Source organism: Hydrogenobaculum acidophilum (assembly GCF_054656715.1).
Genome location: NZ_BAAHXP010000019.1, coordinates 1 through 26985, shown reverse-complemented (window position 1 = coordinate 26985; position 26985 = coordinate 1). Strand labels below are relative to the sequence as shown.

The following is a 26985-nucleotide window of genomic DNA, read 5'->3' as shown; positions in this document are numbered from 1 at the left end:
GTTATGAAGGATAAGAGTGGAAAGAGAAGGATGAGAGTTGGCATCAATCTCTTAACTCCGCTATTTCTTCTGAAGCTTCATAACCTTTAAGCCTAAATATAGAGACCACTAAACCTAAGCCTATAGCCACTTCAGAAGCTGCCACTGTAAGTATTATTATACTCATCACCTGAGCATCCACCTTTCCAAGAAAGTGAGAAACTGCTACTAAAGATACGTTTACACCGTTTAACATAATTTCTGTGGCTACAAGTATTGTAATAAGATTTTTTCTTATAATAATACCAAATATACCAACAAAGACAAGAAATAAACCTAGCATCATATAGTATTTATCCATTGGCTTTCTCCTTGCCAAATATTATAGCACCTATCATAGCTATTAACAAAATAAAAGAAGCCAACTCAAAAGGCACTATGTACTTTGTAAAAAGCACAGTACCAAGAGCACTTACATTGTCTTTTGGCAAAACCTGCCTTATATTAGAAAGCTTAGCATTGAAAACTAAATACAATACAGTTCCTATAGTAAAGAAAAAAGCTGGTAAAGCAAATATAAGCTCTTTTTTATAAAAGCCTTCAAACATCTTTATCTTTTCCCAAGGTATAGTAGTTATAACTAACACATAAAACACAACTATGGCAACAGCGTATATAACAAGTTGTAGCCCAGCCAAAAGGTCAGCTTTTAGAGCAAAAAAAGAAGCTGCTATAGATAAGATAAATCCAAGAAACCATACCATCACATGTATAGGGCTTTTAACGAGAATAGCACCTAAAGCGCTTACGATAGCAACACTTCCAATCACTATAAAAGCTAAAAGTTCCATTTTACCTTACCCCAAAGAGTTTCTCTTTCTTTATCATCTCTCCATATTCTATCTGGTAATTCTCTTACGGTTTTAGCGTTTGTGGCTCCTATTTTTTCCATATCATCCATATGTATAACCGCCTGAGACCTTCTGTAAACCGCCATTTCGTGTATATCGCTCATAGTTAGACATTCTACTGGGCAAGCATCTACACAGAGTCCACAAAATAGGCAATTTAGAAGGTTCATGTCAAACCTAACCACTTTTTTAGTGCCGTCTGGCATCTGAATAGCTTCTATTCTAAATAGTGTTGGCATAGGGCAAGCAGTCTGACACATATAACAAGCCACACACCTTGACTTACCTTTTTCAAAAGACATAAAGCCTTGTATGGCTTGTAAAGAAGGCGGCTCAGTACCATCGTATACGAAATGTCCATGTTTTCCTCTAAACCTTTTTGGTGGTGTTATCTTTTCCTTGGGGTATTGGGTAGTTATAGGCTTTCTAAGAAGGTTTTTCAGGGTTATAGTTAAACCTTTTATAAAATCCAAAAACAAAACACTTTCCAAAGGACCCAGGCTATCGTCTCTTCTAAGTCTCTTGAGCTTTATCATAAATATACCCTCATCCTTTAAAGTAAACAAAAAATGCAGTACCCACCAAATTTGCTATGGATATAGGTAGCAAGTACTTCCAGGCAAACTCTACCACATCCTTTGCCTGATATCTAGGTAGAGTCCAATGAACCCACAAAACAAAAAACAACAGTCCAAAGGTTTTTACTAAAAACCAAATAAAACCAGACAATGGTCCAAAAATATGAGGTCCAGACCATCCACCAAAGTAAAGCACAGTAGCTATAGCGCATAGCGCTAAAACATTTAAATACCATTCTGCCAAAGGGAAAATACCAAACTTCATACCACCGTACTCGACGTTGTAGCCGGTGACAAGCTCCGCTTCAGCTTCTTGTATATCAAATGGCACGCGTCCTGATTCGGCCAAAAGACAAAACAAAAATAGCACAAAGCTAATGGGTTGATAAACTATGTACCAAATACCACTCCTAATCTGGGAATCCACTATGTCGAAAACATTCATACTACCTGCCAGAAGTATAACACTTAAAGCCGCAAAACCAAGCACCACCTCATAGCTTACTATAAGAGCGGCCTTTCTCAAAGAACCTATAAAAGCATATTTACTGTTAGAGGCCCATCCGGCAAAAAGCGTCCCATAGGCTGCCATAGACCCCATAGCAAATATATAAAGAATGGCTATGTTTAAATTTGCAATTATAGGTTTTACTTCATGCCCCATGATTTTAAAAGACGGACCAAAGGGAACTACAGCAAAAAGCATAATAGCTGGCACCAAAGCCATCATGATAGCCATGTAATACAATTTTGTATCTATGCCCTTTGGTAGTATTGGGGCTTTTGTCATCAATTTAAGACCGTCAGCTAAAGGCTGTAAAAGCCCAAAAGGACCAACTACAGTAGGACCTCTTCTAGCCTGAAGATGACCGGCAAACTTCCTTTCGTACCACGTAAGGTATGCCCCCAAACCTAACGTCACAGCTAAAACTACCAAAATCTTAACAGCTATTACAATAGCAGTAAACAGAATATCGTTCATCTGTCAGTCTCTCCTACCACTGGGTCTATGCTTCCAAGAAGGGCCACCGCATCTGATATCGTATGCTTTTGTATTACTTTTGGAAAAACTGATAAGTTATAAAAAGAGCAAGACCTTATCCTAAGCCTATAAGGAGAAGATTTACCTATAGAATATATATAAAATCCAAGCTCACCTCTTGGGTTTTCTCCAGAAGAATACACTTCACCTTTAGGCACATTCTCTCCGTGTACCACTATTCTGAAAGACTTTACCATATCTTCTAAATCGTTAAACACATCTTCTTTTGGTGGAATTACAGCTGGATGCTTTTTGTTTACATAAGGCTCGTTCTCCGGCATCTTTTCTAAGGCTTCTATACATTGTTCTACTATACGAGCACTTTGATACATCTCTTCCATTCTAACGAGATATCTATCATAAACATCTCCTACATCACCAACAGGTATATCAAAATCCACCAAATCGTAAGCAGCGTAAGGGTCTATCTTCCTAATATCATAAGCAACACCAGAACCTCTTGCCACAGGACCGGTAAGGCCATATTGATAAACATCTTCTTGGGTTATTACACCCACATCCTTTGTTCGTTTTAACCATATTCTATTCCTTGTTAAAAGCCCGTGATACTCTTTTAGTTTTGAATAAAAGTCTTTCACAAAATGCTTGGCCACTTCTAGAGTACCCTTTGCCAAATCGTAATGTACACCGCCTATCCTTAAAAAAGCAGAGGTCAACCTAAAACCAGCGTTGCCCTCTATTATATCCATTATCTTTTCTCTTTCTCTAAAAGCGTATAAAAACACCGTTAAAGCTCCTAAATCTAGGGCTCCAGTGCCAAGCCAAAGAAGGTGAGAGTTTATACGTTGAAGCTCGGCAAACATGGTTCTTATGTATCTGGCTTTTAAAGGTACATCTATGTTTGCTAACTTTTCTACAGCTTGCACATATGAAAGTTCATTGCAAACAGCAGAAAGATAATCCATTCTATCTGTGTATGGTAAAAATTGAAAATAGTGGATATTTTCCGCTATTTTTTCCATCCCTCTATGCAACTGGCCAAGAATAACGTCTGTTTGTATAATATGTTCGCCTTCCAAATCAAACAAAAACCACATGGTACCGTGAGTACCGGGGTGAAGCGGACCCCAGTTTAACACAAGCTGTCCTCTTTTTGTTATCCTAGATTTTTCTGTTTTTTCTATATCTTTTATTGTAGGCACATATGTATGCATTATATCATAATCATGAGATGGTGGCATCGTATTTCCTTCTAGCACCTCCGTCAAAGATGGGAGCTTTTGTTCTGGTATCCCACCAAGAGGAAAATCTTTTCTAAGCGGAAAGTATTTGTAGTCTTCCCACATAAACATTCTTTTTACATCTTCATGACCCTCAAACTCTACCCCAAACATATCGTAGCTTTCTCTTTCGGCCCATTTAGCCCCAGCAAATATATCTTTAGCAGTAGGAAGTTTGTTGTTTTTAAACCAAACTTTAACCGCCAGTCTCTCAAAAGTATAAGGATTTACAAGTATATATTGACCTAAAAACCTATCTTTTTCTTTTGGAAAATCTATAACATGAAAATCTATAAAATATCTAAAATCTTCAACGTCTTTCAAATGTTTTAGTATGTTTGTTATATCTTTCGTATCCTCAACATTTATACAAGCAAAATGAGGCTGTATATCTATATTTATCTGCCTAAAGTTGTGCTTTATTCTTTCAAGAGTATCTTTAGAAGCCCAAGGCATTGTTAGACCCCGATACCACTTAAAAGTTCTGGAGATAAATCCTTTTTAAACTCTTCAAAAGCTTTTTCGTAGCGTGTGACTTTTTTCTCTCTTATCTTCCTTTGAAGTTCCAAAAGCCCAAATATGAGACCTTGTGGAGTAGGTGGGCATCCTGGTATATAAACATCCACCGGTATAATTCTATCAACTCCTTGTAAGGTAGAATAAGTGGGGAAAGGCCCCCCTGCAGAAGCACATCCACCCATCGATATACACCATTTTGGCTCTGGCATTTGGTCCCATATAAGTTTTAACATAGGAGCCACTTTATTTACAACAGTACCAGCCACTATAAGCACATCCGCCTGTCTAGGAGACGCTCTAAATATCATACCAAGTCTATCTATATCAAACCTAGAAGCTGCCGCATGCATCATCTCTATAGCACAGCAAGCTAATCCTATAGTAACTGGCCAAAGGGCATTACGTCTGCCCCAAGAAAGCAACTCATCCACCGTAGTGGTGATAAAACCGTTGCCATTTATGCTAGAAGCCATAGCTCACCTCACAAAAGAAGTTTTCAAATCTGCCACTTTAAAGCACCCTTCTTAAGGGCATACAAAAATCCAATAATAAGCACTCCTAAAAATACAACAGCCTCAACCAAACCATACGCACCTATCTTTCTAAACACCACAGCCCAAGGGAAAAGGTATGCAGCTTCTATATCAAACAATATTAATAAAAGTCCAAAAAGGTAGTATCCTTGCTTTAATATAGGTCTTGCTGAATCATCGTAAAGAGGTACACCGCACTCGTAAGGATAGCTGTTGGTTTTACGCTTTTTAAAATTTAAAAGCTCATTTAAAAACGTCATAACAAACGCTATAGTCAAAGCTATTAAAAGCAAAACCACCAATCCTATCATAGAAAGCCTCTAAAAATTTATTTTAAGCTACCGAAAATCTTTTCTCCAAGAAAAGTTTCCAAGTATTTGGCATGTTTTCTAACTCTTCTTCGGCTATCCTTTTTACAGCTTCCTTGTCGTAAGTGCCAGAACTTCTTCTTACCTTGACATCGCATACTTGAGGTCTATTTATAGGTTTACCTATTTGTGACACCATATAACAATAGGCCTCTTCTATACCTTCTACCTCTTCTACAACTCTTTTTGCTATGGTATTTGCCACTACGTTATAGATTTTACCTATATGAGATACCGGATTTTTACCCGCAGCAGCCTCCAAAGACATCGGTCTATAAGGCGTTATCAAACCGTTTGCCCTATTTCCTCTACCTACTTGCCCATCGTCTCCTTGTTCTGAAGATGTCCCAGTCACCGTAATATAAACAGACTCATTTTCTATATCATCAGCTGTATTTACAAAAACGCTAACGTTCTTATTGGTATATTTTCTAGCATTCTCTAAAACTTTATTTGTAACAGCTTCTTTTTGCTCTTTGTATTGTTTTATATCTTTTACATATTTATCTACAAAAGCCGCAGATACAGTAATTCTTATATTGTCTTTTATTCTTACACCCATCACTTTTATATCCTCTCCCACTTCTGGATGTTCTTTTTTGAGTTCGTCTGAGTTTAAAAGCTTTTCAGTATGAAATACTATATTTTCGAGTTCAGAAAAAGGAGCAAATCCCACTCCAAAAGACGTATCGTTTGAAAGTGGCACTTCGCCTTTGGTTTGAAATCTATCAAAAAGCTCTACCAAATCTTTACTTCCCGGTTTTATACGAGTTTGAAGTATTATATGTTTACTAAAATCTAAATTTCTTATATGTTTTTTAAGCCAGTTGTGAGCAACATCTATCGCGAGCTCATCCACTGGAAATTCTTTACCGTTTATATCTCTTAAGGCTCTGCCCACTAAAAATATCTCTATAGGAGATATCACTTCGCCACCACCAAATTTAGCTTGGGCTTTCCCGCCAACTAAAAGCGCTTTATCTACGTTGTGGTGCATAATAGCGCCAAGCTCTCTTATGTACATCTTAGATAACTCAACAGAGAGCTCTTCTGCTAAAGAGTCACATATTGTGTCTGGATGACCTATGCCCTTCCTTTCGACTATTTCAGCCTCTTGAGTAGACACCTTCTCAAAGGTCATTTCAGAAACTACTATGAAATCCATTATAAAGCCGCCTTCTTTTTCTTCATAGCCTTCATAAGTCTTTTTCTAGCAGCACGCTCTTTGCGTTTCCTCTTTTGACTTGGTTTTTCATAAAACTCACGTCTCTTGAGTTCCGTCAGTATACCTTCTCTTTCCACCACCTTTTTAAACCTTTTCATCGCCTTTTCAAAAGACTCTGAATCGCCAACTATTACTGTAGCCAAACTAAAACCTCCTTAAACAAAATTTTGGTTTAAACATTATATTAGCTCATAAAAGATTTGTCAAGCAATTTGTGAAAAACTGGTGAAAGTCTAACGTACAAATCTTCCAAGCTCTGAGATAAGACTTTTGTACCAAACACCACCGGCATAAAATTCGTATCACCGTTCCAGCGCGGTACTATATGCTGATGGATATGTGTTTCCAATCCTGCTCCAGCACTCCTACCTAAATTGTAACCTATATTAAATCCATCAGGTCTTAGAACTTCCGTAAGAGCTTTTATAGACAGCTTTGTCATATAAAATATATCCTGTACCGTATCTTCGTCAAGGTCATCTAAATCGTTTGTATGTAAAAATGGCACCACCATGAGATGTCCAGAGTTATAAGGGTATTTGTTCATTATCACAAACGTTTTTTTGCTTTTAGCCAAAACAAGCGTTTCTAAAGAAGGTGTATGCTTGGCGGCTTCGCATAAAAAACAACCAGACTCCTTGCCTAAATTCTCAACATAAGAACCTCTCCAAGGAGCCCACAAAAGCTTCATTACTTTATCCTCAACATCCTATTTATAGAAGCCTGTAGCTGCTCTTCGGTAGGTGGATTTTCAAATCTATCCATCTCCATAGTTTCCGCAAAACAAAGCAAAGAAGGATAAGACCAAAGACCAAAATCTTGCTGAGAATCGTTTTTGGTAATGTTAAGATAATAAAAACCTATCTTATCACCGTAAAGCTTTATATATTTTGATATAGCTTCATAAAACTCTTGATTTCTCGGATTATCAGGAGAGCTTACAATAAGAATGGCGGGCGTATCAGAAGCCATAACCTTCTCATAGATATCTTTGTCTGTTACCTCTATCATGTCTTTAAACATATAAAAACCTCCATTTCAAAATCCAAAAAATAAATCGTTTTGTGGTGCTTGTAAAAAGCCCAAAGATATGAGCTTGTCCTCCATCTTTTTTATAAGCACTTCTGGCATAACTGCCAATGGGCAAGCGTAATTGCAATTTTTACAATGAGTGCAATGGTTCAATACACCTTTCATAAGTTTTGCATAATCTTTGTTTTGATTTCTATCGTCTTCTAAAAATCCATATGCTCTAGCGAAAACAAAAGGCCCTCCAAATTCTTTATCTATTGGCATAACTGGACATACGCTGTTGCAGATAAAACACGCTATACAATTTTTGGCGTTTTCTATGCTTTTAAAATTAAAATTATCATACTTACCAGACGCAAAATCCACCTTCACGTCTTTATACTTATCAAACCAATATACATGCTCCACCACCAAATCTTTTATAACCACAGCGTTATCTATGGGTTCTAAGACTATGCTATCTTCTTCAAACTTATCCAACCTTGTCTTACAAGCTAATACATTTCTCCCATTTACTTTTACAGCGCAAGTGCCGCATATACCAGCCCTACACATGTGCCTATAGCTAAGGGTTGGATCTATTTCCTTTATTTTGTGTAAAAGCTCTAAAACAGTGATATTTCTTTGTATATCCAAATCGTAAGAACAAAAGCTATCCCCTCTTTTGATATTGATTATCATAGCACCTTCAAAAGATTTTCGGCATCTTGAAGTTTATCTACGTTAAAAACCCTAACTCTACCATCTATCTGAGAAATAAGTTTAGAAAGCACGTTTTTAGGACCTATCTCTACGAAAGTATCCACTCCTTGCTCTATCATATACTGCACACATTGGTACCATCTTACTGGAGAGTATATTTGTTTGTGAAGATTATCTCTTATTTCATGAGCCATTGTATGGGATTTCGCATCAAAGTTAGACACGAGAGGAATATTTATATTTTGTATAGGAGTTTGAGCAAGCTTTAGCCTAAAAGCGTCAGCCGCTGACTTCATCAAAGAACAGTGTGAAGGTACAGATACTTTTAGCATTATGGCTTTTCCGCCCATTGACTTTGCTATCTCTATAGCTTTCTCTACAGCTTGTTTTTCACCAGAAATAACTGTTTGCTCCAAAGAGTTGTAGTTTGCTGGCTCTACAACACCTACATCTTGAGCTTCTTTGCAAGCTTGTTCTACTTTTTCAGGTGGAAGTTTTAGTATAGCCGCCATAGCACCCTTACCTTCTGGCACGGCTTCTTGCATATATTTACCTCTTAAGAAGGTAAGCTTGGCAGCTTCGTAAAGATCTATGCCTTTTACCGCTAAAAGCGCCGTATACTCTCCTAAGCTATGGCCAGCTACAAAATCAGGGTCTTTTAAACCCATCTTTTTTAAAGATACGTATATAGCATAGCTTGCCGCCAAAAGAGAAGGTTGAGTGTTTATAGTCTTTGATAGTTCTTCTTCGGTACCTCTAAACACTATATCGGTTATATTTTTTCTAATGGCTTCCTCTACGCTGTGAAACACATCAGAAGCTTCAGAAAACTCTTTATAGAAATCATATCCCATTCCAACATATTGAGAACCTTGACCAGGAAATACGTAAGCTATCATGACAATATTATATTCGTTTTCAAGGCTTTTGTCTATAAAATTTAGTTATAATTTTTAGCTTTTAAAAAATAAAATTTATAGGTTAAGGTTGTATAATATTTATATGATTAGAGAAGAAGCCGTGGCAGGACTTTTTTATCCTGAGAAAAAGGAAACACTTTTAAAAGCCATAAACTTAGTGTGCGAAAACGAAGTTATCCAAGATGTGGATGCAAAGGGTGCTATAGTACCTCATGCTGGATATATATATTCTGGTCATACCGCTTGTAGCGTATATAAAAAATTAAAACCAAAGAAAAATGTAATCATGATGGGGCCAAACCATACTGGACAAGGGCCTGTTATATCTATAGATAGTGCCGATTCTTGGAAAACACCCCTTGGTGAGGTAAAGGTAAACAAAGACCTAAGGGATAAGGTAGCCTCTTTTGGTATAGAAATAGAACACAATGCCCATATCAAAGAGCATGCGTTAGAAGTGCAACTTCCATTTTTACAGGTATATTTTAAAGATTTTACGATAGTGCCTATTATATTGGGTTTCTTAGATTACGAAACAATAGTAAAATTTGGAAGGTTTTTATCCTCTTTTGTAGACGAAAATACGTTTATACTAGTGAGTTCTGACATGTCTCATTACATATCCCAAGAGGAAGCCCAAAAGAAAGATAGTTTTCTTTACGATGCAATAGTTAATCTTGATTCAAAAGAGCTTTATAGAAGAGCTATCCAATACAACATCACGATGTGCGGGTTTATACCAGCGGCAGTTGCCATAGAAGCCTTAAAAGACAAGGTAAAAAAAGTTTACGCGGTGGAGTATACAAACTCTGGCATGGTCACAAAGGATTTTAGCAAGGTAGTGGCTTATCTTGGTGTCATTTTTGAATGAAGATAGCCACAATAGGTTTGTCTGGAAGCGGAAAATCCTATATTGCATCAATATTAGAAAGCTTTGGATTTTACTGGATAAGATCTGATTTCATTAGAAAATCTTTGTTTGGAAGCTTTTACGATGAAGAAACCACAAAAAAAGTTTACGAAGAACTTATAAATATTGCAAAAGCACACAAAGACGCTGTATTGGATGCTACTTTTCTTAAAAAATGGCAAAGAAAACTTGTAATAGACAATTTTCCCAATGAATATTTTTTTATTTTTGTAAAAGCCGACGAAAACCTTATAAAGCAAAGGCTTCAAACGAGAAAAGATATATCTGATGCCGATTTTACAGTATATCTCATGCAAAAGTCTTCTTTTGAGCCCCCTGACGAAATTCCAAAAGATAGACTCCTCATCTTAGAAAACAACGATGCCACAAACATAGAAAACGTTTTAAAAGACGCTATAACCAAATTAAAAACTTAAAAAATTTTCTACTTCCATAAAAATTACATAAGCCGCAGGAACAATTGTATACAATTTTGTTAACATATTTACAATGTTTGTAACGTTAATATGTGATTACATCATTGACTATCTTTGAGCATGCTGATGGTATAAAATTTGCCTAAGCTATTTTAAGAAAATTTTTTAAGGAGGTAGCTTATGAAGAAAATCGAGGCTATCATCAAGCCTTTTAAGCTTGATGAAGTCAAGGACGCACTGGTGGAGATAGGCATCGGTGGTATGACTATCACCGAGGTAAAAGGCTTTGGCCAGCAAAAAGGCAAAACGGAAATCTACAGAGCCACCGAATACGTTATTGATTTCCTACCCAAGATTAAAATAGAAACGGTGGTCAAAGATTCAGAGGTAGAGAAGGTGGTAGAAACCATCTTAAAATCTGCCCAAACTGGTAAGGTAGGTGACGGAAAGATTTTTATCTACAACGTAGAAGAAACGGTAAGAATAAGAACTGGTGAAAAAGGAGAGAGTGCCATATGAAAATTTTTAAAGGAGGTATAGATATGTTCAAGAAAATCGGATTAGGTTTTCTGCTTCTCACAGGAAGCGCATTTGCTGACACGGCACCAAAGCTAAATCACGGTGATACCGCCTGGATGCTGGCAGCGAGTTCTTTCGTTATGCTTATGACATTGCCAGGTTTGGCATTTTTCTATGGTGGAATGGCGAAGAAAAAGGACCTATTAAACACCATAGCCCTTAGTTTTATGGCTTATGCTATAACAAGCGTAATATGGGTGCTTTACGCTTACTCTCTTGCCTTTGGTGCAGATGTTCATGGTGTAATTGGCAACTTGCAGTATCTTTTCATGAACGGCGTAACATCAAACACACTTCATCCATCTACCACTGTACCTGAGTTTATATACTGTGGATTCCAGCTTACTTTTGCAGCCATTACAGTAGCTTTGGCTAGCGGCTCTATAATAGAAAGACTGAAGTTTAGTGCATGGCTTGTGATAGTGCCTCTTTGGATAACCCTTATATATGCGCCTATAGCTCACTGGGTATGGGGCAACGGATGGTTGTCTCAGCTTGGAGCTCTTGATTTTGCAGGTGGTACCGTTGTTCACATAAATGCTGGTGTGGCTGGTCTTGCCGGTGCTTTAGTGCTTGGCAAACGTAAAAATACCCAGCTTATACCAAACAACGTAGCTTATACGATACTTGGAGCTGGTCTTCTTTGGTTTGGATGGTTTGGATTTAACGCAGGTTCAGAAGTAGCAGCCGATGGTATAGCTTCAAGCGCATGGCTTGTGACAAACACAGCTACTGCTATGGCAGCTATAGCTTGGATGGTAACAGAGTGGATGTTGCACGGCAAACCCACCACATTGGGTATGGCTTCTGGTGCTATAGCAGGTTTGGTAGCTATCACGCCAGCTTCAGGTTATGTAAATGTCATGGGTTCCATAGTAATTGGTATAGTAGCTGGTGTGGTGCCAGTGTTTGCAGTATCTTGGCTAAAGCCAAAACTTGGTTATGACGATTCTTTGGATGCTTTTGGTGTTCACGCTGTTGCTGGTTTCTTGGGAGCTATTTTGACCGGTGTATTTGCAGACCCATCTATCAATCCAGCCGGAAAAGGTCTTTTGTATGGAAACCCACATCAAGTAGTAATACAGCTAATAGCAGCTATGTCCACAATGACATACTCCTTTGTAATGAGCCTTATAATCTTCAAAGTGGTTGATATCGTAATGGGTATAAGAGTGAAAGAAGAAGATGAAGTAGAAGGTCTTGACTCGGTGGCTCACGGTGAAACAGCTTACAACTAATATTTTAGGAGGTTATTTTATGAAAAACTCTAAAACTTACAAACACTTTTTCATGGCTTTGGCCATCCTGTCCTTACCCCTCGGCGTGGGGGGTGCTTATGCCTTCCAACTTGACGAAGGGGCTTTTGGAAAGCTAAACATAGACGGGGCTGTAAGCGGATACTACCTCTATTCAAACAACGTCCCACCAGCTTCTTCTGGGTCTTCCACAAACGGAGATAAGAAAAACAGATACGATATATCAAACGCTCTTGTGAATATCTCAAAACCAGATGGTATATTTAGATTTACAATAGTAGCGGGTGCTTACGCTTTTCCCACGGTAGGGGAAACCACCGCCAAAACCACCCAAAGTGGATATAACACAGATCTTTTTTCAGCGCTTCCGATAGCTTATTTAGAGTTTGATCCAAATTCTTCTATCTCTATAAAAGCCGGGAAACTTCCTACGATGATAGGATATGAGTCAGCTTTTACCTATCAAAATATAAACATCCAAAGAAGCATACTTTGGGGTATGCAACCGGTGGTAAGTAGAGGTATAAGATTTACCTATACAAAAGGCATATTTACCGGGTCTTTGGAGTTAAACGATGGATTTTACTCTGAGAAAAAACTTGCCCTAGAAGGCTCTCTTAGTTTAGCTCCCAATCAAAACTCCTCTATAAGTTTTAACTTCATATACCCAGACAAAAACACAAAACCAAATCCAACTTCTACACCAGCTAACAAGCAAGAGTATGAGCTCACAGGATCTTACACGATATCTAAATTTACATTTGCCTTTGACTCTATGTATGTACATGTCCCCACAAGCACAGAAGGAGAGACTGTTTCAAACCATGCTTTTGGTATAGCTGGTTATGCCACTTACAACATAAACGATGCATGGTCTTTAAATGCAAGAGCCGAGTACGACCAAGAGGGAACTTCTGGTACAGATATAATAGGCTTTGGTCCTGGGGCCCATGTTTATACGCTTACATTTACCCCAGAGTACAAGTACAAACAGTTTTTCATAAGACCTGAAGTATCATACGTTCATATTACAAACGTAGCTTCAGCTTATTATTACACCTCACCAACCGCCAGCACACCCACAAAAAATACACAAATAAGGCTTGGTTTAGAAGCTGGTTTCGTATTTTAAAAATGATGGAGGGGCCTGAGGGAAGGGTTTAAAAATGGGCATGTTTGAAGGTATAGAGATACGCTCTTACCTTCAGCCTATTTTTTCTATAAAAACTCAAGATATCGTAGGCTTTGAAGCTCTTTGTAGGGGCTTTAAAAATGATAACATGATTTACCCAGCTGAGCTTTTCAAGTTTGCTAGTGATTTGGGTAAACTTGGCGAACTAGAAGAAGTTTGTAGATACAGCGCTATAGATTATTATAAAAACCTAAAACAACAAAACAAAATCATATTTATAAACTTTGACATGAGCGCCATAAAAGACAAAAACAGCTTAGAAGAGTTTATTTTTAATTTAAAAGGTGTAAACTTTAACTACGTTTGTATTGAGCTTATAGAATCAAAAGTAGATTTTAGGTTTTTAATGTATGCGGTTTCTTTGTTTAGATACTATGGTTTTCTTGTGGCATTGGATGACTTTGGCACAGGACATTCCAATTACAATAGGTTATCTATGATAAAGCCAGATATATTGAAATTAGACATGAGTTTAATAAGAGATATACATCTTTCCGCTGAAAAGCAATACATAGTAAAATCTTTAACCAACCTAATACACAATTTAGGAGGTCTTGCCTTAGCAGAGGGCGTAGAACAAGAGTAGGAGCTTTTTAGCTGTATGGATATTGGCGTGGATATGTTTCAAGGGTTTTTATTATCAAGACCACAATGCTATAAGTCGATAGACTTAGAAAGCATATCAGCTATTTTTAAAAAGCTTATATCAAAGTATGAAACCTATAGATTAACTATCATAGAGAAATACATTCAACAAATATCTACATTCAAACATATTGTAGAAAATATAGCCAAATCGCTTACAGTAGAGAATTTTAAACGCTATGTGGATAATTACGATTTTATAAGAGCGATATATTTGTTAGATTGGGATGGCAACGTAGTATTTGATACTATTTTAAAAAGAAATCATATAAAACCCCTGTTTAAACCAGCCAAAAAAGGCGATAACCTATCTTTCAAAGAATATTTTATGCATATTAGATACTATAAAAAAGACCTCTATATTTCTGACCCGTACATCTCACAAGCTGATGGAAAGCAATGCATCACCGTATCCTGCAAAGTATCTGGAGAAAAAATATTTGTCTTGTGCGTTGACTTTACCCTTTAAACATATTACAATTTCTTGATTTCAATGTTGTATTTGCTAATTCTATAGTTTAGCTGTCTTACCGTCATACCCAACAACCTTGCTGCTTTCGCCTGCACGTAACCAGTCTTTTCTAAAGCTTGAATTATCCTTTCTTTTTCTTCATCTTCCATAGTTTTATGCTTTTCTAAAGGTTCAACTTTGATATTATCAGGCTTATGCTCCAAGCTATGCTCTAAGGCTTTGACGCTCGCTTTATTTATAACTTTCGTAGGACAAAATAATCCACCTATGCAAGATAAGTCCTCTGGCTTTATAACATTTGAGTTGGCCATAATAGCCGCTCTTGTTAGACAGCTTTCTAGCTCTCTTATATTACCTTGCCAATCACAAGCCAACATGACATCCACTGCGGCTTTATCTATCTTTATATCTTTATTTAACTTTGTTTTAAGGTTTTTAATAAAATACTCTATCAAAATTGGTATATCTTCTCTTCTTTCTCTTAGAGGTGGTATATATATGCTATACACGCTTATCCTATAGTATAAGTCTTCTCTAAATATACCATCCTTTACCATCTTTTCTAAATCCTTGTTTGTAGCTACTATTATACGTACATTTGCTTTTTGGGTTTTTGTGCTGCCTATTTTTTCAAATTCTTTTGATTGTAAAAATCTTAGAAGTTTTGCCTGCATTGACAAAGGCATATCACCTATTTCATCTAAGAAAAGCGTACCTCCCTCTGCTTGCTCTATCTTACCTTTTTTTGTAGTGTAAGCTCCAGAAAAAGCCCCCTTCTCATAGCCAAAAAGCTCTGCCTCTAAAAGGGTTTCCGGTATTGCTGCACAATTTACTTCTACAAAAGGATTGTCTTTTCTAACAGAGTTAAAGTGAATAAACTTGGCCAAAGACGTTTTTCCAGTACCAGATTCACCTCTTATCATAACAGTAACATCTAAGTTTGATATCTTTAAAGCCTGCTCTATAATTTTTTCATAAACTCTGCTCACTCCAATAAAGCCTTCTTTAATAACCGATTTTGAAAGTTCTTTTTTAAGAAATGCTATCTCCTCTGACATAGTTTCTTCTTTTTTCTTTATGTTGTAATAAGCTTCGGCATAGCTTCCAATAAGATTTGAAAGTATTATTAGGAATTGCAAAAAATCATCTATTGGTATCTTATCTTGTTTCATCTGCTGTTTTGACAAATCCACAGATATAACCCCGAGTACCTTGTTGTCATGCTTTATAGGTACTCCCATAAATATAGAGTCCTGTAGATCTTTTACGTCTCTGCCTAATAAATTTAAAAAATAGGATTCGTTGTTTAAATCTTTTATCACCACCGGATAACCATCTTTAAATATGCTACCTATAACACCTTGCCCTTTCCTTATAGGCTTACTAAACTTACTGTTCATATTGTATCCGTATTCAAGATTTATTTCATCTTTTGTACCAAGCATATATATACCTATACGTTTTACATGGTCCAATGTGGACAGCGCATTCACAGTATCTTTAAGAACATCGGAAGGCAAAGTACTTACTTTGCTAAACGCTTTCGAAATATCGAGTAGTATACGTTCCTTTAACCTAAAATACTTCTCCATACATTACCTTACATAGCAAATATAATGCCACATTGTCGTTTATGCTATATTATAAATCATGTTTTATTTCTAAAATGGTATAATATTTGCAATATACAAGTTATGGCTCGCTTAAACTTTATAGGTTATCTTGGATATTTGTTTGGTCAAGAAGAAGTTCGCATAGACGTTAAAAGTATTGATGAGCTTATGTCTTTTCTTAAAAGCTCAAAACTAAAAGACACATTGTTTGATGAGCAAGGAAACCTGTACGAAGGCATTCTTTTTATGAAAAACAACGAAGTTATCAATATTGCAAAATATAGCAAAACGACCAACTCAAATGTTAACAAAAATGTTAACATATACACATTAGAGGAAAACGAGATTACTATATCCGAAAACGATGAAATAACCATATCGCTTCCTACGGCTGGTGGATAAAATATGAAAATCGAGGTGAACTTGGACACGTGCATAGGATGCAAGATGTGTATGCTGGTATGCTCTTTAAAAAAAGTCGGTGGCTTCAACCCAACGTACTCTAATATTCAAATAAACTTAGACATTGGAAGAAAAGCTTTGTCTTACAAGCTTGAAGATGATTGCGGCATCTGTGATAGTATTTGTGAAGAGTTTTGTATAACAAAATCCATAAAGGTATTGTCATGAGTGTATGGGGTAAATACCTTGAAATAGATTTGTCCCATAAAAGCTACAAAATTATAGATATAAACAAAGAAGTATACGAAAAATACATAGGCGGCAACGGTATTGGAGCTTATTTGCTGTATAAATATTTAAAGCCAAATATAGATCCACTTGATGAAAATAACGTAGTAATTATAAATACAGGACCAGCAAATGGCACCATAGCACCAATGGCTTCTAAATTTTGCGTAGTATCAAAGTCTCCCCAGACGTCTGGCTTTACAAAGGGTTTTTGCGGTGGAGAGTTTGGAGAGGAAATAAAGTATGCAGGCTACGATGGTATTGTTGTAAAAGGGGCAAGCAAAGATTGGATATATCTTTATATAGAAGATGATAGAGTTTTTTTGAAGATGCTTCAGATATTTTAGGCTTTTACACTACAAAAACCCAAGAATGGCTTCAAGAAAAGCATAAAAATGCAAAGACCATAGTAATAGGTCCAGCTGGAGAAAACCTTGTTAGGTACGCATGCTTAGTGTCAGAACTGCGAGCCGTAGGTACAGGCGGTATTGGGGCTGTTTTTGGCGCCAAGAAATTAAAAGGTATAGCCATAAAAGGTAGCTGTATATTAAAACCTAAAAACGAGAAACGTTTGAAAGATTTTGTATTGAGCTTTTATAAAAAGGTGTATAATCATCCAGGTGTCAAAAATCTAAAAATGTTTGGCACTGCAGCCGGGCTCATGCATTTACAGAAGCTTGGCGCTTTACCTTCTTACAATTGGCAAAAAGAAACTTTTGAAGATGCTTATAGTATAAGCGGTGAAGCACTTAGAGAAAAGGTGTTAAAAGACGTGTCTTGTTTTGGATGTATAGTCCCTTGCGGAAAATATAGTATATCAAAAGATACGTTTACTGTAGGCCCTGAATATGAAGGTATTTTTTCTTTGGGAACCATCATAGGCAACGGTGACTTAGATGAGCTTATAACGTTGGACAGGTTGACTGATGAACTTGGTCTTGGTCAGATACAAACAGGTGGTGTCCTAGCATGGGCTATGGAGTGCTACGAAAAGGGCATACTTGATATTAAAACACTAGACGGGTTGGAGCTAAACTTTGGCAATACAAAAAGCGTCAGACTTTTGTTAAAAAAGATAGCTTTTAGAGAGGGGATAGGAGATATATTAGCAGAAGGTTCATCAAAAGCTTCAGATATATTGGGTGGCAAAGAATACACAATGTGTGTAAAAAATATGGAAATAGCTGGGCATTCACCAAGGGCTGTAAAAACACAAGCGATAGGATACGCTGTATCAAACAGAGGACCAGTGCACTGCGATATAAGACCAGGTATAGAAGAAAACAACATTATCCCTTTTGGAACACCAGACAACAAAGGCAAAGAATCAAAGGACCTTGTGGTATGGAGCTCTATAGTAAATAGCATCATATATTGTTTGAGCGCAGAAAGGGTAGTGGGGCTTAAACTAAATCAAGATATAGTCGATATGCTAAATGCCGTCATGGATAGTGATTTAGATATAAATACCGTATACAAAATTGGGGAGCGCATATATACACTAGAAAGGCTTTTTAATATCAGAGAAGGGTTTTCTTCAAAAGATGACACATTGCCAAAAAGAATAATGGAAGAGTCCTCTGACACAGGAAGGATTACCAAAGAACAAGAATTAAAGCTTATGATAGAAGAGTTTTACGAAGCTTTTGGCTGGGATAAAGACGGCAAACCCACTAAAGATACCATAAAAAGGCTTGGCTTAGAGGAGTTTTTATGATTTTAGATCCGACTTCTTCCTACTATTGGTACTTATATAAAGATATAGATTTGCAAGATGTTTTTTACAACCCTATGGGCATTAACTCTTTATCGTTAAAAGCCAAAGAAACTCTTATAAAAGCAAGAAGGGCTGTTTCAAGCTTTGTAGGTTGTAAAGACCCAGAGATTGTATTTGTAGGCAGTTCCACCGAAGCCAACAACACGATTATAAAAGGAGCAAATACTTATAGTAAAAATAAAACCATCTTAACTACACAGCTAGAGCATATTTCGATACTTCATCCTATAAATACCCTTGCCAAAGAAGGGTTTAAAGTATTTTACCTACCTGTAGACAACTATGGGGATTTTGTTTACGATTGCATACCAGAAAATATAGATTTTTTAAGCGTTGGTGCTGTTTGTAGAGAAACTGCTCAAAAAAGGGACATAGAAAAATTTTGCAAGCTTTTAAGAGAAAAAAACGAAGATATATTTATACATATAGATGCTTGGGGACTTCTTTACATAGACTTTGATATAAGCTTGGTAGATGCTATAAGTATAGACGCTGTATTTTTAGGTGCTATACCAGGTATTTCGGCTTTTTACATAAAAAAGGGTAAAAAAATAAAACCTCTTATAGAAGGTGGTACCCAAGAAAGGGGTCTAAGGGCTGGTGAACAAAATATAATAGGTATAAAAATATTTAAGCATATCTTGGAGTATCTAAACAAAAACAGAGCCAATATAGAAGAGTTTTTAAGACTCTCATCAACATATATAAAAGAAAACCTTAGGCTAAGACCTCTTTTTAAAGATAGTGCCCTTGGCATGCTTTCTTACGAAATACCAAAAGGAAGTTTAGAAAAGCTAGTAGTTATGATGGAAAAAGAAGGATTTTACTTAAATAGCTCAAGCCCTTGTATGGGCACAAATACCCAAAGGGAAGAGCTTCTTAGAAATATGCTTAGCATAACTGGGGACAATATTTTGTTTAGAATACCACCTTTGCTTAGCTTTGATTATGTTAGCTTTGTAGAAGCTATAAATAGTGTATCGGAACAATTATGAATGAAGTTTTCATTACAGACACAACACTAAGAGAAGGCTTACAATCTGCTATAGGGGAGATGACTATAGGACAAAGAAAAGATTTGTTCTACGATATTTTAAATCTAAACGTAAAAGAGATAGAGGTGGGGGTTCCAGCCCATAGCAAAGAGGAGAGAGGTTTTATCAAATCGCTTATAGATGAAGGATGTCAAGATAAAATCATAGCTTGGAATAGAGCAAATATAAAAGACATAAACTATTCTCTCCAATGCAATGTAAAATTAGTAGAGGTAAGCTTTCCTATATCGGATATCATGATTTATAAAAAATTAGGCAAAGATAGAAAATATATTTTTGATATAGCAAAAAATATTATACCTTTCTGTAAAGAAAAAGGGCTTTATATATCCTGTGGTTTAGAAGATGCCACGAGGGCAGATTTTTCATTTTTAGAGGAGTTTGTGCATCTTGTAAAAAATTTAGGAGCAGATAGAATTAGATACTCTGACACACTTGGCATTGCAAACCCTATGAAAGTATACAAAGATATAAACATTCTGTCAAAAATATTGCCAGTAGAAGTACATCTTCACAACGATTTTGGTATGGCCACCGCCAATGCGGTAAGTGCCATGATGGCTGGTGCTTCTTATATAAATACAACGATACTTGGATTAGGAGAAAGGGTTGGTATTACACCGTTAGAAGAGATAAGTTTATATGCTGAATTTGTGTTAGGTTATAAAACTAACATAAATGTATCAAACATTACAATTTTAGTTAAAAAGCTTACAAACATGCTGAACATAAATATACCACCCAACAAACCCATTTATGGGGCAAACGCATTTACAAATAAATCAAGTATTCACATAAAAGCCCAACAAAAATCAAAAGACATATATTTACCCTTTGACCCTAATATCATAGGTCTATCGGAAGAGTTTTGCTTCGGATATTTCTCAAAAGCCAAAAACGAATAAAATATAAAGTTTTATAACTTTTTACAAAAGTACGTTTTATTACAAATTGTAATGTTTTTGTCATTATCATTACAATATCAATATCTAAAATCAATTTAAACTAATAATTTTTATATCATCAATTAATAGTGTATGGTTAGCTAAAGCGCGCCTAACAATCAAAATAATAAAACTAACATAATGGCACATAATTTGCATTACGTTTGTTGAATCTAATTTTAAGGAGGTTTGACATGAGACAGATAGCAATTTACGGAAAAGGTGGAATAGGAAAATCCACCACCACTCAGAACACAGTCGCTGCTTTAGCAGAGGCTGGCAACAAATGTTTTATAGTGGGTTGTGACCCGAAAGCAGACTCCACTAGGCTTATTCTTCACATAAAAGCCCAAAACACCGTTATGCACTTAGCTGCCGAAAAAGGTTCTGTAGAAGACCTAGATCTAGAAGATGTAATGATGGTAGGTTTCAAGGGTATCAAATGTACAGAATCAGGCGGTCCAGAACCAGGTGTAGGATGTGCTGGTAGAGGTGTTATAACCGCTATAAACTTCTTGGAAGAAAACGGCGCTTTTGATGACGATTTGGATTACGTATTTTATGACGTTTTGGGTGACGTTGTGTGCGGTGGATTTGCAATGCCAATAAGAGAAGGCAAAGCTCAAGAAATCTACGCTGTTACATCTGGCGAAATGATGGCTATGTATGCTGCCAACAACATAGCAAAAGGTATATTAAAATATGCTCACAGCGGGGGTGTAAGGTTTGGCGGTGTTATATGTAACGCTCGTAACGTGGAAAACGAAAGAGAATTAGTGGAAGCTCTGGCAGATGCCTTAAGCACTCAAATGATACACTTCTTACCAAGAAATAAAATAGTTCAAGAAGCTGAGCTTAAAAGAATGACAGTTATAGAATACGCTCCTGACCATCCACAAGCTGACGAATATAGAACTTTAGCCAATAAGATAGCTGAAAACAAAAAGTTGGTAGTACCAACACCTCTTACAATGGACCAACTTGAAGACTTGTTGGTGAAATACGGACTCTTAAAACCTGAAGAAGTGGCTCCATGATGGATATTTTGCAGGCCTTTAGGGCCTGTCTTATTTATAAGTTTTGAAGATTATTAAAAAGGAGAATTGATATGGGTATAGTTGTTGATAAAGAAACTGCTGTTAAAATTATAGAAGATATTTTATCAGCCTACCCTACTAAAGCCAAAAAAGATCGTGCCAAACATATTACAACTGTTGCGCCCGGTGATACAAAATGTGCTCCAAAATCTAATATAAAAACTAGACCTGGAGTTATGACGGTTAGAGGTTGTGCTTACGCTGGTTCTAAAGGTGTTGTATGGGGACCAGTAAAGGATATGATACATATATCACACGGACCTGTAGGATGCGGATACTATTCCAGAGCCGGTAGAAGAAACTACTACATAGGTACCACTGGAGTTGATACGTTTGTTACACCACACTTTACAACGGATTTTCAAGAAAGAGACATCGTGTTTGGCGGTGATAAAAAGCTTACTCAAGCTATAAAAGAGCTTGAAGCTCTATTTCCTCTAAACAAAGGTATAACTATACAATCAGAATGCCCAATAGGGTTGATAGGTGATGATATAGAAGCAGTAGCAAGAAATACATCAAAAGAAATAGGAAAACCAGTAGTACCAGTAAGATGCGAAGGATTTAGAGGTGTATCTCAGTCTTTAGGTCACCATATAGCCAACGATAGCATGAGGGACTGGGTATACGAAAAAGGCGTAAAAGGCCAAGAGATAGAACCTTCTCCATACGATGTAGCCATATGGGGAGATTACAATATAGGTGGTGACGCATGGGCAACAAGGAAAATAATAGAAAAGATGGGTCTTAGAGTTATAACCCAGTGGTCCGGAGATGGTACATTATCTGAAATAGCCAATGCCACAAAAGTAAAGATGCTTTTAGTACACTGTTATAGGTCTTCAAATTACTTAGCCAGATATTTTGAAGAAAAGTTTGGTATACCATGGATGGAATACAACTTCTTTGGTCCTACTCAGATATTTGAATCAATGAGAAAAATAGCCAGCATGTTTGATGATAAGATAAAAGAAAGAACAGAAGAACTCATAGAAAAAGAGTACAAACCTAGATTAGATAGAGTGATAGAAAAATATAGACCAAGACTAGAAGGCAAAACCGTCGTATTGTATGTAGGTGGTCTAAGGCCAAGACATATAATCACCGCTTTTGAAGATTTAGGTATGCATGTAGTGGCTACAGGTTACGAATTTGCTCACCAAGATGACTACGATAGAACACTTCACTACATAGATAAAAACGCTACCATAATAGTGGATGACGCTACCGCTCATGAATTGGAAGAACTTTTAAGAGATTTAAAACCTGACCTTATGGCTTCTGGTATAAAAGAAAAATATCAAGCCCAAAAGATGGGTGTACCATTTAGACAAATGCACAGTTGGGATTATAGCGGACCTTACCATGGCATAGAAGGTTTCGAAATATTTGCCAGAGATGTTGATATGGCTGTTAATGGTAACGTTTGGAAAATGATAAAAGCCCCGTGGCAAGCAGCTTAAGGAGGTTTAACATGGGTATACATCATGAACTTAACATAAAAGACCATCTTGGTTGTTTCAGAGATGATGAATTTGTAGAGATGATAAAAAACAAAAGGGCTAATTTTGAAAACTGGGTTGGGCAGGAAGCTGTAAACAAAGTAGCAGAATGGACTAAAAGCTGGGAATATAGAGAATTAAACTTCAAAAGAGAAGCGATATCTATTAACCCAGCAAAAGCTTGTCAGCCTTTGGGAGCTTTATTTTGTGGGCTTGGTTTTGAGGGAGCTTTACCATTTTCCCATGGTTCTCAAGGATGTGTAGCTTATTTTAGGACACATATGGCAAGGCACTTTAAAGAGCCCGTGCCCATGGTTTCTACATCCATGACGGAAGATGCCGCTGTGTTTGGTGGTCAAAATAACCTACACGAAGGGCTTCAAAACGCTATAGCTCTTTACAAACCAAAAATGATAGCTATGAATACCACTTGTATGGCTGAGGTTATAGGTGATGACCTAAATAGCTTTATAAACAACGCCAGAGAAAAAGGTCTAATACCCCAAGATTTTCCAATAGTTTTTGCCCATACACCATCGTTCGTAGGTTCTCATATACTTGGTTACGATTTACAAATGAAAAGCATACTTCAACAAATGACAGACTATTTTGAAAAATACGGCGTAGACAATATAGATAAATACGATGAAAATGGAGAATTTTACGCCAACGGTGGATTGTTAGCTTGGTTAGAACAAAATAAAGCCAACGCTCAGGCTGGAGGTGAATAATATGAAAGCTGTTAACTTTATATTGGGTTTTCACACTTACTTGGAAGATTATCCCGAAACAAAGAGGATAGCCAACTCTTTTGGTATAGACCCAATAATACTATCTGACCCATCAGAAAACTTAGACTCTGGTATGAAAGGTGAATACAAGCTCTACAACGGTGGCACGCCACTTAAGGACATCTACAGAGCTAAAAGTAGCGAAGTTACCATATGCTTCCAAAAGTATTCTACCGAGAAAACAAGAGAATACATAGAAAAAGGATGGAACCAAGCCACAAAAGTGATAAGACCATACGGTATAAAAGGCACTGACGAATTTTTAATGACTTTATCTCAAATTAGCGGTATGCCAGTACCAAAAGAACTTGAAATAGAACGTCAAAAGCTTTTAGACGCTATAGCAGATTCTTACTATTGGATAAATGGAAAACGCTTTGCGCTATGGGGAGACCCTGATTTTGTATATGGCATGACATCTTTCTTGTTAGAGCTTGGCGCAGAACCAATTCATATACTCTGCACAAACGCCAACGACGAATGGGCAGAAGAAATTAAAAATCTATGTTCTTTGTATCCCAACGGTCAATATGCACAAGTATTTCCGGGAAAAGACTTATGGCATATGAGAAGCTTATTGTTTACAGAACCAGTAGACTATATGATAGGTACGTCTTACGGAAAATATCTGTGGAGAGACACTGGTACACCTCTTATACGTATAGGCTATCCAATATTTGATAGACACCATTTACATAGATACGGGATATTGTTTTATAAAGGCGCTCTTAACATGCTAGTATGGATAGTAAACACCATATTGGATGAAACAGATAGAAATACCTTAGGTATTGCTACTACGGACTATAGTTTTGATCTTATAAGGTAAAAGTGTCATGAATTATGAAGCTGAGAACATATTTTCATGGTTTGAGGCTCCAGCATACGTCAAGGATCTACTTTACAGGGCTGTCCTTCATTGGGAGGACACGCCGCTTTCTAGAGAATACATAATGATGGCATTAGACAAGTCAGAAGACGATATAAACGTATTGACGGCAGCTTATAGATTTTTCTTCTACAAACAAGATTATAATATGGCTCTTCAACTGGCTTTAAAAGTTATGGAAAAAGTTAGAGAAGCCAAAGGCTTACCAGAGTCTTATAAGATGGGTGAGCTTTTTAAAGCTTTAAGAGAAAACATAGAAGACTACGATGTGAGGATGTTTATAAACGCCTATGCTGCTTATGCTTTTATATTGTTAAAACTTGGCAACATAGATAAAGCTACCGAGATATTGGAATTTCTAAGATATATAGATATAAACGGTGAGTTTGGCGTGCCAATTATGCTGGATATAATTTCTAAACCACAGGAGGAAGAAGAAGATGAGTGTGAATACTGAAGAACAAGTAATTATGACACCTTTTCTCAAAGAAATAGTGTCACAGATAAGGGCTTACGATACTTATGGTACGTGGGACAAAAGAAAAGATGAAGATATAATCAAAGATTTTGTGAAAGACACCAAAAAGCCTAAGATGGATATCATGGGTGGTGGACATTGTGAAGTAGACCCAAAAGCTTTGTTGAAGATACAATCTTTTTACAAGGCTGTGGCTTTTACAATAGAAAAAAATATAGGTGTTATGTGCTCTACCGTTTTAAACTTAGACCATGAAGGAAGCGGTTTATTGCTCATCTATGCTGGTAGGTTGATTTTGATTTTAAAGGGTATAAGAGATGCTGGTGCTTTTGGGTTTAAAAGCGTTGAAGCCATAGAGAAAGAAGGCCAAAAACTGATAGATTCAGCTTTGAAAATATACGAAAAATATAAAGAGGTAGCTAATATATGATACCTTTTTGTAATATATCGCTAGAGAAAGAAAATATAGTAGCCATGGTGGAGGCTTTAAATCCACCTTTTTATTGCTCTAACCTAAAATCTAAAGAGCTGGGCGAGAGGGTAGCGCAGTTTGTTAATAGAAAATATGCTGTAGTATTTGACAACAGTTTTACAGCTTTCGTTGGTATATTAAAAGCTTTGAAATTAGATAAAAATGATGAAGTAGTATTATCGCCAATGAGCTTACGTCTTAACGCCAGCTATATACTAGAATACATAGGTTTAGTGCCGGTATACGCCGACGTAGAAAGATGGTTTTTTACAATAGACCCAAAAAGACTAGGCAACGTAATAAACGAGAAAACCAAAGCTATCATAGTTTCCAATTCATTGGGTGTTGTAGCAGATTTTGATGCTATCTCAGAAACAACAACAAAATATGGTATACCCATCATAGAAGATTCTAGGGAAACTTTTGGCACTATTTATAAAAATAAAAGAGCTGGTGCTATTGGTGATATATCTATAGTTGAGTTTTCGGAAACTTCTTTTGTTAGAGGTAAGTGTAGTGTAGTTTTAACAGATGATAAACATTTATATGAAAATATAAACAAATTTAGACAGGTAATTGGAAGTGCCGATAGCTTAAATGCTTCTATTACATTATCTTATTTCAAAGATTTTAACATTAAAAACCAAAAACTAGAATATATAGCTGCTTTTTATGAAAAGCATCTTTCACCTATTGAAGGTATTAAATGTCAATATTTCCCAGAGTATGTAAAGGAAAAATATTGGAATTATTTTGCTATCCATCTTGGCAAAAGGTATCCTCAAGAAGCCAGAGATATAATCGTTAACCTTCTTATAGACGATGGCATAGAAGTGAAACCTTACCCAACATCTATTGATATAACGTTAGGTAAACCTTTGTCTCACTTACATATAGCTCATGACGTATCTCAAAGAGCCATATTGCTACCTTTTCATGAAGGTTTAGACGAAGAGGATTTGAAATTTATAGTTGATAGAGTAAAAGAACACGTTGTGCAAGTAGGTGCAGGTAGTAGAGATCACTAAGGATAGGAGGTTGCATGTATGTTTGAATATAGCGATGTGGTTTTGGATCACTTTCTTAACCCAAGAAACGTAGGGGTTTTGGAAGATGCCAACGGCGTAGGCCAATGC

The 26985-nt window shown here is 36.6% G+C and carries 34 protein-coding genes and 1 pseudogene; 21 read left to right on the top strand and 14 right to left on the bottom strand.

Features of this window, described 5'->3' with window-relative positions; genetic code table 11:
* Positions 1-43: 43 nt before the first annotated feature.
* Genes nuoK through fabD form a run of 13 tightly spaced genes read right to left on the bottom strand, consistent with a single transcriptional unit; the run spans position 44 to position 9029 of the window.
* Positions 44-340 (bottom strand): NADH-quinone oxidoreductase subunit NuoK, encoded by a 297-nt coding sequence (nuoK, locus tag ACYQZV_RS08300; protein ID WP_459894979.1) that lies wholly within the window; start codon positions 338-340, stop codon positions 44-46.
* Complete coding sequence (locus ACYQZV_RS08295; protein WP_459894977.1) at positions 333-830, bottom strand: NADH-quinone oxidoreductase subunit J family protein; 498 nt, start codon at positions 828-830, stop codon at positions 333-335. The genes nuoK and ACYQZV_RS08295 overlap by 8 nt, the downstream gene beginning before the upstream one ends.
* Positions 818-1426 (bottom strand): NuoI/complex I 23 kDa subunit family protein, encoded by a 609-nt coding sequence (locus ACYQZV_RS08290; protein WP_459894974.1) that lies wholly within the window; start codon positions 1424-1426, stop codon positions 818-820. The genes ACYQZV_RS08295 and ACYQZV_RS08290 overlap by 13 nt, the downstream gene beginning before the upstream one ends.
* 10 nt (positions 1427-1436) lie before the next feature.
* Positions 1437-2450 (bottom strand): NADH-quinone oxidoreductase subunit NuoH, encoded by a 1014-nt coding sequence (gene nuoH / locus ACYQZV_RS08285; protein WP_459894971.1) that lies wholly within the window; start codon positions 2448-2450, stop codon positions 1437-1439.
* Complete coding sequence (locus tag ACYQZV_RS08280; RefSeq protein ID WP_459894968.1) at positions 2447-4207, bottom strand: NADH-quinone oxidoreductase subunit D; 1761 nt, start codon at positions 4205-4207, stop codon at positions 2447-2449. The genes nuoH and ACYQZV_RS08280 overlap by 4 nt, the downstream gene beginning before the upstream one ends.
* Positions 4208-4209: 2 nt before the next feature.
* Complete coding sequence (locus tag ACYQZV_RS08275) at positions 4210-4743, bottom strand: NuoB/complex I 20 kDa subunit family protein (RefSeq protein WP_459894966.1); 534 nt, start codon at positions 4741-4743, stop codon at positions 4210-4212.
* Between the two features lie 23 nt (positions 4744-4766).
* Positions 4767-5114 carry an NADH-quinone oxidoreductase subunit A gene (locus tag ACYQZV_RS08270; protein ID WP_459894964.1) on the bottom strand — a complete coding sequence of 116 codons (348 nt, stop codon included), beginning with the start codon at positions 5112-5114 and terminating at the stop codon, positions 4767-4769.
* A 22-nt stretch (positions 5115-5136) separates the two neighbouring features.
* A complete protein-coding gene (locus ACYQZV_RS08265; protein WP_459894961.1) occupies positions 5137-6336 on the bottom strand; it encodes a methionine adenosyltransferase in 1200 nt (399 codons plus the stop codon).
* Positions 6336-6539, bottom strand: a complete 204-nt coding sequence (gene rpsU / locus ACYQZV_RS08260) for a 30S ribosomal protein S21 (RefSeq protein WP_459894958.1) — start codon at positions 6537-6539, stop codon at positions 6336-6338. The genes ACYQZV_RS08265 and rpsU overlap by 1 nt, the downstream gene beginning before the upstream one ends.
* 41 nt (positions 6540-6580) lie before the next feature.
* Positions 6581-7087, bottom strand: coding sequence for an HIT family protein (locus tag ACYQZV_RS08255; protein ID WP_459894955.1), 507 nt, complete (start codon positions 7085-7087; stop codon positions 6581-6583).
* A complete protein-coding gene (locus tag ACYQZV_RS08250) occupies positions 7087-7419 on the bottom strand; it encodes a thioredoxin family protein (RefSeq protein WP_459894953.1) in 333 nt (110 codons plus the stop codon). The genes ACYQZV_RS08255 and ACYQZV_RS08250 overlap by 1 nt, the downstream gene beginning before the upstream one ends.
* A gap of 15 nt (positions 7420-7434) precedes the next feature.
* The gene (locus tag ACYQZV_RS08245) at positions 7435-8109 is read right to left on the bottom strand and encodes a succinate dehydrogenase/fumarate reductase iron-sulfur subunit (RefSeq protein ID WP_459894950.1); all 675 of its coding nucleotides are present in this window, start codon (positions 8107-8109) and stop codon (positions 7435-7437) included.
* Positions 8106-9029, bottom strand: a complete 924-nt coding sequence (fabD, locus tag ACYQZV_RS08240; RefSeq protein ID WP_459894947.1) for an ACP S-malonyltransferase — start codon at positions 9027-9029, stop codon at positions 8106-8108. Before fabD ends, ACYQZV_RS08245 begins: the two co-directional genes overlap by 4 nt.
* A gap of 103 nt (positions 9030-9132) precedes the next feature.
* Here fabD and amrB point away from each other — a divergent pair, with 103 nt between their 5' ends.
* From amrB to ACYQZV_RS08205, 7 genes are all read left to right on the top strand, one after another.
* Positions 9133-9921, top strand: a complete 789-nt coding sequence (gene amrB / locus ACYQZV_RS08235) for an AmmeMemoRadiSam system protein B (RefSeq protein ID WP_459894945.1) — start codon at positions 9133-9135, stop codon at positions 9919-9921.
* Complete coding sequence (locus ACYQZV_RS08230) at positions 9918-10397, top strand: P-loop nucleotide/nucleoside kinase family protein (protein WP_459894942.1); 480 nt, start codon at positions 9918-9920, stop codon at positions 10395-10397. The genes amrB and ACYQZV_RS08230 overlap by 4 nt, the downstream gene beginning before the upstream one ends.
* A 180-nt stretch (positions 10398-10577) precedes the next feature.
* On the top strand, positions 10578-10916 hold the full coding sequence (locus ACYQZV_RS08225; protein WP_459894940.1) for a P-II family nitrogen regulator: 339 nt from the start codon (positions 10578-10580) through the stop codon (positions 10914-10916).
* The gene (locus ACYQZV_RS08220; protein WP_459894938.1) at positions 10913-12214 is read left to right on the top strand and encodes an ammonium transporter; all 1302 of its coding nucleotides are present in this window, start codon (positions 10913-10915) and stop codon (positions 12212-12214) included. Before ACYQZV_RS08225 ends, ACYQZV_RS08220 begins: the two co-directional genes overlap by 4 nt.
* A 19-nt stretch (positions 12215-12233) precedes the next feature.
* Complete coding sequence (locus tag ACYQZV_RS08215) at positions 12234-13364, top strand: outer membrane beta-barrel protein (RefSeq protein ID WP_459894935.1); 1131 nt, start codon at positions 12234-12236, stop codon at positions 13362-13364.
* 34 nt (positions 13365-13398) lie between these two features.
* Positions 13399-14010 (top strand): EAL domain-containing protein, encoded by a 612-nt coding sequence (locus tag ACYQZV_RS08210; protein WP_459894932.1) that lies wholly within the window; start codon positions 13399-13401, stop codon positions 14008-14010.
* A gap of 15 nt (positions 14011-14025) precedes the next feature.
* Positions 14026-14538: a PDC sensor domain-containing protein gene (locus ACYQZV_RS08205; RefSeq protein WP_459894930.1), complete on the top strand. Its 513-nt coding sequence runs from the start codon at positions 14026-14028 to the stop codon at positions 14536-14538.
* A 5-nt stretch (positions 14539-14543) separates the two neighbouring features.
* Here ACYQZV_RS08205 and ACYQZV_RS08200 read toward each other — a convergent pair whose 3' ends face one another.
* Entirely contained in the window at positions 14544-16133 is a 1590-nt protein-coding gene (locus ACYQZV_RS08200) for a sigma 54-interacting transcriptional regulator (RefSeq protein WP_459894927.1), read from the bottom strand.
* 102 nt (positions 16134-16235) lie between these two features.
* Between ACYQZV_RS08200 and ACYQZV_RS08195 the strand changes: the two genes are divergently transcribed.
* From ACYQZV_RS08195 to ACYQZV_RS08130, 14 genes and pseudogenes are all read left to right on the top strand, one after another.
* Positions 16236-16556: a ubiquitin family protein gene (locus ACYQZV_RS08195; RefSeq protein ID WP_459894925.1), complete on the top strand. Its 321-nt coding sequence runs from the start codon at positions 16236-16238 to the stop codon at positions 16554-16556.
* 3 nt (positions 16557-16559) lie between these two features.
* Positions 16560-16784, top strand: a complete 225-nt coding sequence (locus ACYQZV_RS08190; RefSeq protein WP_459894922.1) for a 4Fe-4S dicluster domain-containing protein — start codon at positions 16560-16562, stop codon at positions 16782-16784.
* Positions 16781-17322: pseudogene (locus tag ACYQZV_RS08185) on the top strand (aldehyde ferredoxin oxidoreductase N-terminal domain-containing protein); the annotation flags it as partial. The gene ACYQZV_RS08190 and the pseudogene ACYQZV_RS08185, both read left to right, overlap by 4 nt.
* Positions 17323-17481: 159 nt before the next feature.
* Positions 17482-18561 carry an aldehyde ferredoxin oxidoreductase C-terminal domain-containing protein gene (locus tag ACYQZV_RS08180; protein WP_459894981.1) on the top strand — a complete coding sequence of 360 codons (1080 nt, stop codon included), beginning with the start codon at positions 17482-17484 and terminating at the stop codon, positions 18559-18561.
* A complete protein-coding gene (locus ACYQZV_RS08175) occupies positions 18558-19616 on the top strand; it encodes an aminotransferase class V-fold PLP-dependent enzyme (protein WP_459894919.1) in 1059 nt (352 codons plus the stop codon). The genes ACYQZV_RS08180 and ACYQZV_RS08175 overlap by 4 nt, the downstream gene beginning before the upstream one ends.
* Complete coding sequence (locus ACYQZV_RS08170; RefSeq protein ID WP_459894916.1) at positions 19613-20581, top strand: LeuA family protein; 969 nt, start codon at positions 19613-19615, stop codon at positions 20579-20581. Before ACYQZV_RS08175 ends, ACYQZV_RS08170 begins: the two co-directional genes overlap by 4 nt.
* Positions 20582-20814: 233 nt before the next feature.
* A complete protein-coding gene (nifH, locus tag ACYQZV_RS08165; RefSeq protein WP_459894913.1) occupies positions 20815-21657 on the top strand; it encodes a nitrogenase iron protein in 843 nt (280 codons plus the stop codon).
* 71 nt (positions 21658-21728) lie between these two features.
* Positions 21729-23180, top strand: a complete 1452-nt coding sequence (gene nifD / locus ACYQZV_RS08160) for a nitrogenase molybdenum-iron protein alpha chain (protein ID WP_459894911.1) — start codon at positions 21729-21731, stop codon at positions 23178-23180.
* An 11-nt stretch (positions 23181-23191) separates the two neighbouring features.
* Positions 23192-23950 carry a DUF3364 domain-containing protein gene (locus tag ACYQZV_RS08155; RefSeq protein WP_459894909.1) on the top strand — a complete coding sequence of 253 codons (759 nt, stop codon included), beginning with the start codon at positions 23192-23194 and terminating at the stop codon, positions 23948-23950.
* A 1-nt stretch (position 23951) separates the two neighbouring features.
* The gene (locus ACYQZV_RS08150; protein ID WP_459894906.1) at positions 23952-24839 is read left to right on the top strand and encodes a nitrogenase component 1; all 888 of its coding nucleotides are present in this window, start codon (positions 23952-23954) and stop codon (positions 24837-24839) included.
* A 7-nt stretch (positions 24840-24846) separates the two neighbouring features.
* Complete coding sequence (locus ACYQZV_RS08145; protein WP_459894904.1) at positions 24847-25356, top strand: hypothetical protein; 510 nt, start codon at positions 24847-24849, stop codon at positions 25354-25356.
* Positions 25340-25807 (top strand): NifX-associated nitrogen fixation protein, encoded by a 468-nt coding sequence (locus ACYQZV_RS08140; RefSeq protein ID WP_459894902.1) that lies wholly within the window; start codon positions 25340-25342, stop codon positions 25805-25807. Before ACYQZV_RS08145 ends, ACYQZV_RS08140 begins: the two co-directional genes overlap by 17 nt.
* Positions 25804-26877: a DegT/DnrJ/EryC1/StrS family aminotransferase gene (locus tag ACYQZV_RS08135; RefSeq protein ID WP_459894899.1), complete on the top strand. Its 1074-nt coding sequence runs from the start codon at positions 25804-25806 to the stop codon at positions 26875-26877. Before ACYQZV_RS08140 ends, ACYQZV_RS08135 begins: the two co-directional genes overlap by 4 nt.
* Positions 26878-26895: 18 nt before the next feature.
* Positions 26896-26985, top strand: a 90-nt coding sequence (locus ACYQZV_RS08130; RefSeq protein WP_459892770.1) for an iron-sulfur cluster assembly scaffold protein, incomplete at its 3' end; no start/stop codon positions are given.